Origin of the sequence: Ulvibacter litoralis (genome assembly GCF_900102055.1) — a bacterium.
Classification (GTDB): domain Bacteria; phylum Bacteroidota; class Bacteroidia; order Flavobacteriales; family Flavobacteriaceae; genus Ulvibacter; species Ulvibacter litoralis.
Map to the genome: position 1 here is coordinate 1 of NZ_FNBA01000020.1, position 5,195 is coordinate 5,195.

At 34.2% G+C, this 5,195-nt stretch carries 9 protein-coding genes; all 9 read right to left on the reverse strand.

The features are described 5' to 3' along the window. Positions 1-134: 134 nt before the first annotated feature. A complete protein-coding gene (locus tag BLQ00_RS16930) occupies positions 135-890 on the reverse strand; it encodes an alpha/beta fold hydrolase (RefSeq protein ID WP_217629442.1) in 756 nt (251 codons plus the stop codon). 88 nt (positions 891-978) lie between these two features. Then, complete coding sequence (locus tag BLQ00_RS16935; protein WP_093145502.1) at positions 979-1,386, reverse strand: VOC family protein; 408 nt, start codon at positions 1,384-1,386, stop codon at positions 979-981. Positions 1,387-1,399: 13 nt separating this feature from the next. After that, positions 1,400-1,774, reverse strand: coding sequence for a DoxX family protein (locus BLQ00_RS16940; protein WP_093145503.1), 375 nt, complete (start codon positions 1,772-1,774; stop codon positions 1,400-1,402). A 4-nt stretch (positions 1,775-1,778) separates the two neighbouring features. Next, the gene (locus BLQ00_RS16945) at positions 1,779-2,318 is read right to left on the reverse strand and encodes a dihydrofolate reductase family protein (RefSeq protein WP_093145504.1); all 540 of its coding nucleotides are present in this window, start codon (positions 2,316-2,318) and stop codon (positions 1,779-1,781) included. Between the two features lie 10 nt (positions 2,319-2,328). After that, positions 2,329-2,832, reverse strand: coding sequence for an SRPBCC family protein (locus tag BLQ00_RS16950; protein ID WP_093145505.1), 504 nt, complete (start codon positions 2,830-2,832; stop codon positions 2,329-2,331). 113 nt (positions 2,833-2,945) lie between these two features. Continuing rightward, positions 2,946-3,341: a VOC family protein gene (locus BLQ00_RS16955; RefSeq protein ID WP_093145506.1), complete on the reverse strand. Its 396-nt coding sequence runs from the start codon at positions 3,339-3,341 to the stop codon at positions 2,946-2,948. 41 nt (positions 3,342-3,382) lie between these two features. After that, complete coding sequence (locus BLQ00_RS16960) at positions 3,383-3,811, reverse strand: SRPBCC family protein (RefSeq protein ID WP_093145507.1); 429 nt, start codon at positions 3,809-3,811, stop codon at positions 3,383-3,385. Next, positions 3,801-4,133, reverse strand: coding sequence for a metalloregulator ArsR/SmtB family transcription factor (locus BLQ00_RS16965; protein WP_093145508.1), 333 nt, complete (start codon positions 4,131-4,133; stop codon positions 3,801-3,803). Before BLQ00_RS16965 ends, BLQ00_RS16960 begins: the two co-directional genes overlap by 11 nt. A gap of 344 nt (positions 4,134-4,477) precedes the next feature. After that, the gene (locus BLQ00_RS16975) at positions 4,478-4,966 is read right to left on the reverse strand and encodes an SRPBCC family protein (protein WP_093145510.1); all 489 of its coding nucleotides are present in this window, start codon (positions 4,964-4,966) and stop codon (positions 4,478-4,480) included. Positions 4,967-5,195: the final 229 nt, after the last annotated feature.

Here is a 5,195-nt window from a genome sequence, read left to right on the forward strand (position 1 = left end):
AGCCTATGGCATCTCAAAATCAAGAATACCGTATGATAAAAATTATGTTTCAAAATTAAACTAGAATTAGTTGTTTTTTAGCTCAGTTCTTTGTTAGCAAACGTTTTTTTACTATCTCTTATTTTTTGGTATTCTTATTCCTTTTGTGGTTCAACAAGAAATCGAAGTGCTGTTGAAGTAAATGGAACATTAGGGTCATAAACAGGAACGTGTTCACCGTTATGAATTATCCATAACTTGGAATTCGGTATCGAATGATGAATATTTTCTGCAATTTCAACCGGAAAGAAATTATCTCTATCACCGTGAATGATGAGCGTTCGAGCTGTAATGGCTGATAAACTTTCGTTATCGAAATTCATATCATCATAGTTTTCGGAAAACGCATTGAATTGTGCGATTAGTTGTAGAATTTGTTTCTCGCCACGTTTTGCACACTCTTTATACATTTCTTTAACTTCTTGAGGCATTGTTTTAAACGAAGCTCTACCCATAATAATTCTTGCTTGTTCTGGAAAATGACTGGTTGAACTAATCAATACCATTGAGATTATTCTACTGGATTGACTGGTCGCCATATGTAGTAAAGTCATTCCTCCTGAACTCATTCCCATAGCCGAGAATTGTTGAATTTTCAATTTTTCGAGTAACAGAAATACGTCATTTGCGGCTTTTCTGTGTGTAAATTTCTCTTGTGGGTTAGTTGAGTGTCCGTGTCCACGGAAATCAATAACTATTAAACGATAATATTTTGAAAGTTCATTTGTGAAAGGATGCCAATTTTGTGTGCAGCCTCCAAAACCGTGCAAGAGTATCAATGGAAATCCTTTTCCATATTCTTCATAGTACATTTCAAAGTCGTCAATCTGAACATAATGTCCACGAGACAAATTCTGACTTGGGGCATATTTTGTTTTCACAGGTTTCTCTTTAAATGTTTATTAACTGTATTGCTTATAGCGTTGTTGTGGACAGTTTTTATTCCTTTGGCATTTTGGACATATCCATAAAGAAAATTTCCCAAGTGTGTCCGTCAAAATCTTCAATGGTTCGTTGTTGCATAAAACCGTAATCCCTTAATTTGTTGGGTTCAGTTCCGCCTTCTTTTAGTCCGTTTTCTAAAATTTCATTCATTTCATCTACACTATCGGTAGATAATGAAAAAAGTCCTGCAATGTTTGCTTTTGTGTCCGCAATAGGCTTGGTCGCAAAGGTTGAAAATTTTTCGTGTGCCATTAGCATTACGTAAATAGTGTCGCTCCATACCATACATTTTGTGGTGTCGTCTGAAAATTGGGGATTGTTTGTAAATCCCAATGCGGTGTAAAAAACCATTGATTTGTTTACGTCTTTTACGGCTAAATTGATAAAGATTTGTTTTGCCATTTTATTTCAATTTTTAATTTACTGTTTGAGTTTTGTCTTTGTAAAAGTAGGATAGTGCCAATATGCCCAAGAATGCCAACGGCATCATCATATATCCGATGTTTTTATCTACACAGGCGTGGCTTATGAACGCAAAAATAAGTGTAAATGAAAGTCCTGAATATGCCCATTCTTTCAGCTTTTCAGGTGTTTTTGGGTAGATAATAGCAATTACGCCAAGTACTTTTGCTATCGCCAATGCGTATGCGAAATAATCGGGATAGCCCAAAGCTTTTGTTCCGATTGTCATATACTCCGGTGCAAAAATCCAAGTACTCATTGGCATAATTGCTTCCCAAAGTGCTATAATAATTGTAGCCGTCCAAAAAATGATTTTAGCTTTTTTCATTGTCTTATTTTTTTAATATTCGTTTGTAATGTAATTGAGCCAATCCTGTATCATACGTCTTAGCATTAATAAAATTAAGTTCTTGTTCAGGTCTTCCATCCTTGAAGAGTCTTGTACCATTTCCAAGTAGAATAGGGATGACAGAAATTATAAATTCATCTATTAAATCACTTTTTAAAAGTTCGTTTATTATTTCCGCTCCACCATCACAATAAATATTCTGTCCTTTCTCAGATTTTAATTGTTTAACCAAATCGGTTAAATTTTCTGTGTAAAAAGTTGTTCTACCCATCTTTTGTTTTGGAGTTCTTGTAATGACATAGACGTCTCTTTTTCCATTATCATAATGAGAATCTCCAATTTCCTTTAGCACATAGTCATAAGTTTTTCTTCCAAGGATAATGGTATCAACGGTATCTGTAAATTCCTTATACCCATAATCTTCTCCTTCTTTTTCTACAATATTTAAAAAACTAAGGTCGTCATTGGGTTTTGCAATATATCCGTCCAAACTTGTTGCTATGAAAAGTGATAATTTTCTCATTGTGTAGTAATTATTTTGAAGATGATAATAACTTTGCTAAATGGTTTAATGTCGCTGTAAACCCTTCTTTGAAACCCATCTGTATATGCATTTCAAGGTCTTCAAGTTTTGCGTGTTTTATGGAAATTTTTACCGTTGTAATACCATCAGCTTCGCTAAAGTCCAAGTTCCATTTGGCTGAAGGCATTTGCTCATTAATGTTTTCGTCCTTATCCGCAAAAGCGTCCTTAAATTGGAAATTGTCCTTGGGTGAAATTGAAGTAAAGTCTTGAATGGACCAATGTTCTTCGCCTTCGGGACCGACCATTGCGTAAAATCTTCGTCCACCTTCTTCAAAGTTCATATACTTTGTTTTGGATTTCCAAGGTTGTGGTGCCCACCATTGGTCAAGGATTTCCTGTTTTGTAAAAGCATCCCAAACCATTGGTTGGTCTGCATCAAATTCTCGGTTTACAAAAACGGTACTTGTTTTTTTGTCGACAGTAAAGTCGAATAACAGATTATTTTTACTCATAGTTTTTTATTTTTAGGTTATGGTATTCGTGAATCTTCGATTTCATTTTTTCTTGTTTTTAAGTGTTGATAATAAATTGTCCAAAGAACTCAATGTAAACTTTGAAGTATCATTTACATATTGTCCATAAGCAATACGTTGAACTTATGGCCGTCAGGATCAGCAAATGCAAAGCCATAGTAACCAGATTCGTCCCTTCGTAATTTTTCAAAAATCTTCCCGCCAGCTTTTCTGACTTTCGCTTCAAACTCCTGTACTTCTTCTTTTGTCTCCGCGGAAAGTGTAAAAATAATTTCATCAGTTTTTGAGCCTGTCGGGAAAAATTTATCTATTCCAGTTCCTTTTTCAAAAAAATGAATTACAAACTTATTATCCGCAAAAAAGAAACTGGCAAGCTCCGGATTATTCTGTAGCGACCCATTCTGCGTAAAGCCTAACTGTTTGTAGAATTCAGCTGTGCGTTTGGCATCTTTAACACTATAATTTGCCCAAATTAATTTTGATTTCATACGATTGACTTTTATAAGGTTTTTAAATTATTACTGTATATTTATTTCTCTAAAAATTCTTTAAGCGAAACATTAATGGTGTGATTCCATCCATTTTCAAAATTATGAATGGCCAATTCAGGGATATCCGCAGGGAAAGTATCGATGCCCGAATGTGTTAATTTTAGTTTCGTGCCATTGTTTTCTTCAAATAATTCAAATGTTACAAAGGACATTCCGCTGTAGCCTTCATATTTCCAAGAGTAGGTGACCTTTTTTCCCAGAACAACTTCAGTTATCTCACACAAATGTTTCCATTGCTTGGCACCTTCTTCGCCACCCCAAAATTCAAACTTGAATCCAACAACGGTCTTGAATTCTTTAACATCGAAATACCATTGTTTCATTAGCTCTTTTTCAGTTAGAGCTCTCCACACCAATTCTATATCTGCATCAAAAACACGTTCGACTATTAAGTTTTTACTGCTCATTTTCCTTGTTTTTAAGTGTTGATAATAAATTGTCAAGTTGGTCAAAACGATTTTCCCAAATTTTTCTAAACTGTTCTAACCATTTATCGATTTCTTTCATTTTTTCGATTTTCAGTTCGTAGTAGATTTCTCGACCTTGTTGGTTTGCTTCTACGAGTTCGCATTCGTTCAAAATCTGAATGTGTTTGGAAATTGTAGGTCTTGCTGCATCAAAATTTTCAGCGATTGCTCCTGCTGTCATTGTTTGTGATGTTAGCAATACCAATATCGCTCGTCTTGTCGGGTCGGAAATTGCTTGAAATATGTCTCTTCTTAATTTCATTGCGAAGTTATTTGACTACAAATATATATGAAGTCATTTAGCTACGAAAATATTTTTTCAATTTTTTTTGCAGGAAGTGGAAATTTAGTCGGAATTGTTAATGTAGAAACAGTTGTTCTTAAATGTTTGCTAACGGGTTTGTATAATAATTGTAGCGCTTGGCGCAGCGTGCGGCTTGAAGCGGCGACATCTTTTCAGTTTCTTATTTAGTTCCAATTATTCGGAGCCGCGTGAGAATCGGAAAGGCAAGCGTAACGTTATTTTTCAGAAACCAATATAGTTAAATATTTGCAATCAATTTGCTTCTAGTTTCGCAAGAGCTATAATTAGTATATGTTGTTGCCTTACGTATCTTGTTCGGAAGTTAATATTTCCTTCCACTTATCAGATTCGGCAAACTCTTTTATCATTTTGTTTCTTTTTGCCAATAAATCAGTCATATAGGATTGTAGAAATAATTTATCAGCTATTTTTCCTAAAAATCCGAAAGGAGATTGATAAACAAAATAATCAGTCATCAAAGTTGAATCGTTTAGAGACTCAAAATGATGTTCGTGCTTAAAATTCTTAAAGGCTCCGCTAACCATTTCATCCGCAAAATAAACTGGTGAATCAAATTCGGTTATTTGTGATGTCAAATTCTGATAAATTCCAAAATGTTTTGCTCTCCAAGTCACCGTTTCATTCAAATCAATTAAGCCACTAGTTTTTCCAGCAATCGCAGTTTCATTTGTATGTTCAGTTGAAATTTTATGTAAATCAATACTTCGCGATAGATCAAAAACTATTTTTTTATCAGCATTAATTTCAGTCTTTAATTCTATTCGAGGCATTTTCTTATATGTATGGCAACGGTTTGTGTATGAGTAGTAGCGGATTTCTACTCACAAACTTTTCAGTATAACGCTGACCATTGAATTATGTTGATACTTTCGTTTTATCAATTAAACCGCTATTACTTATACATGTCCTAAGTTTGATTTCCATTAACTTAATTCAGAATTAATAGAAAGAACAAAAGAGCAGAGTAAGATTAAGATATACGTAGGAACTTAAGATTCC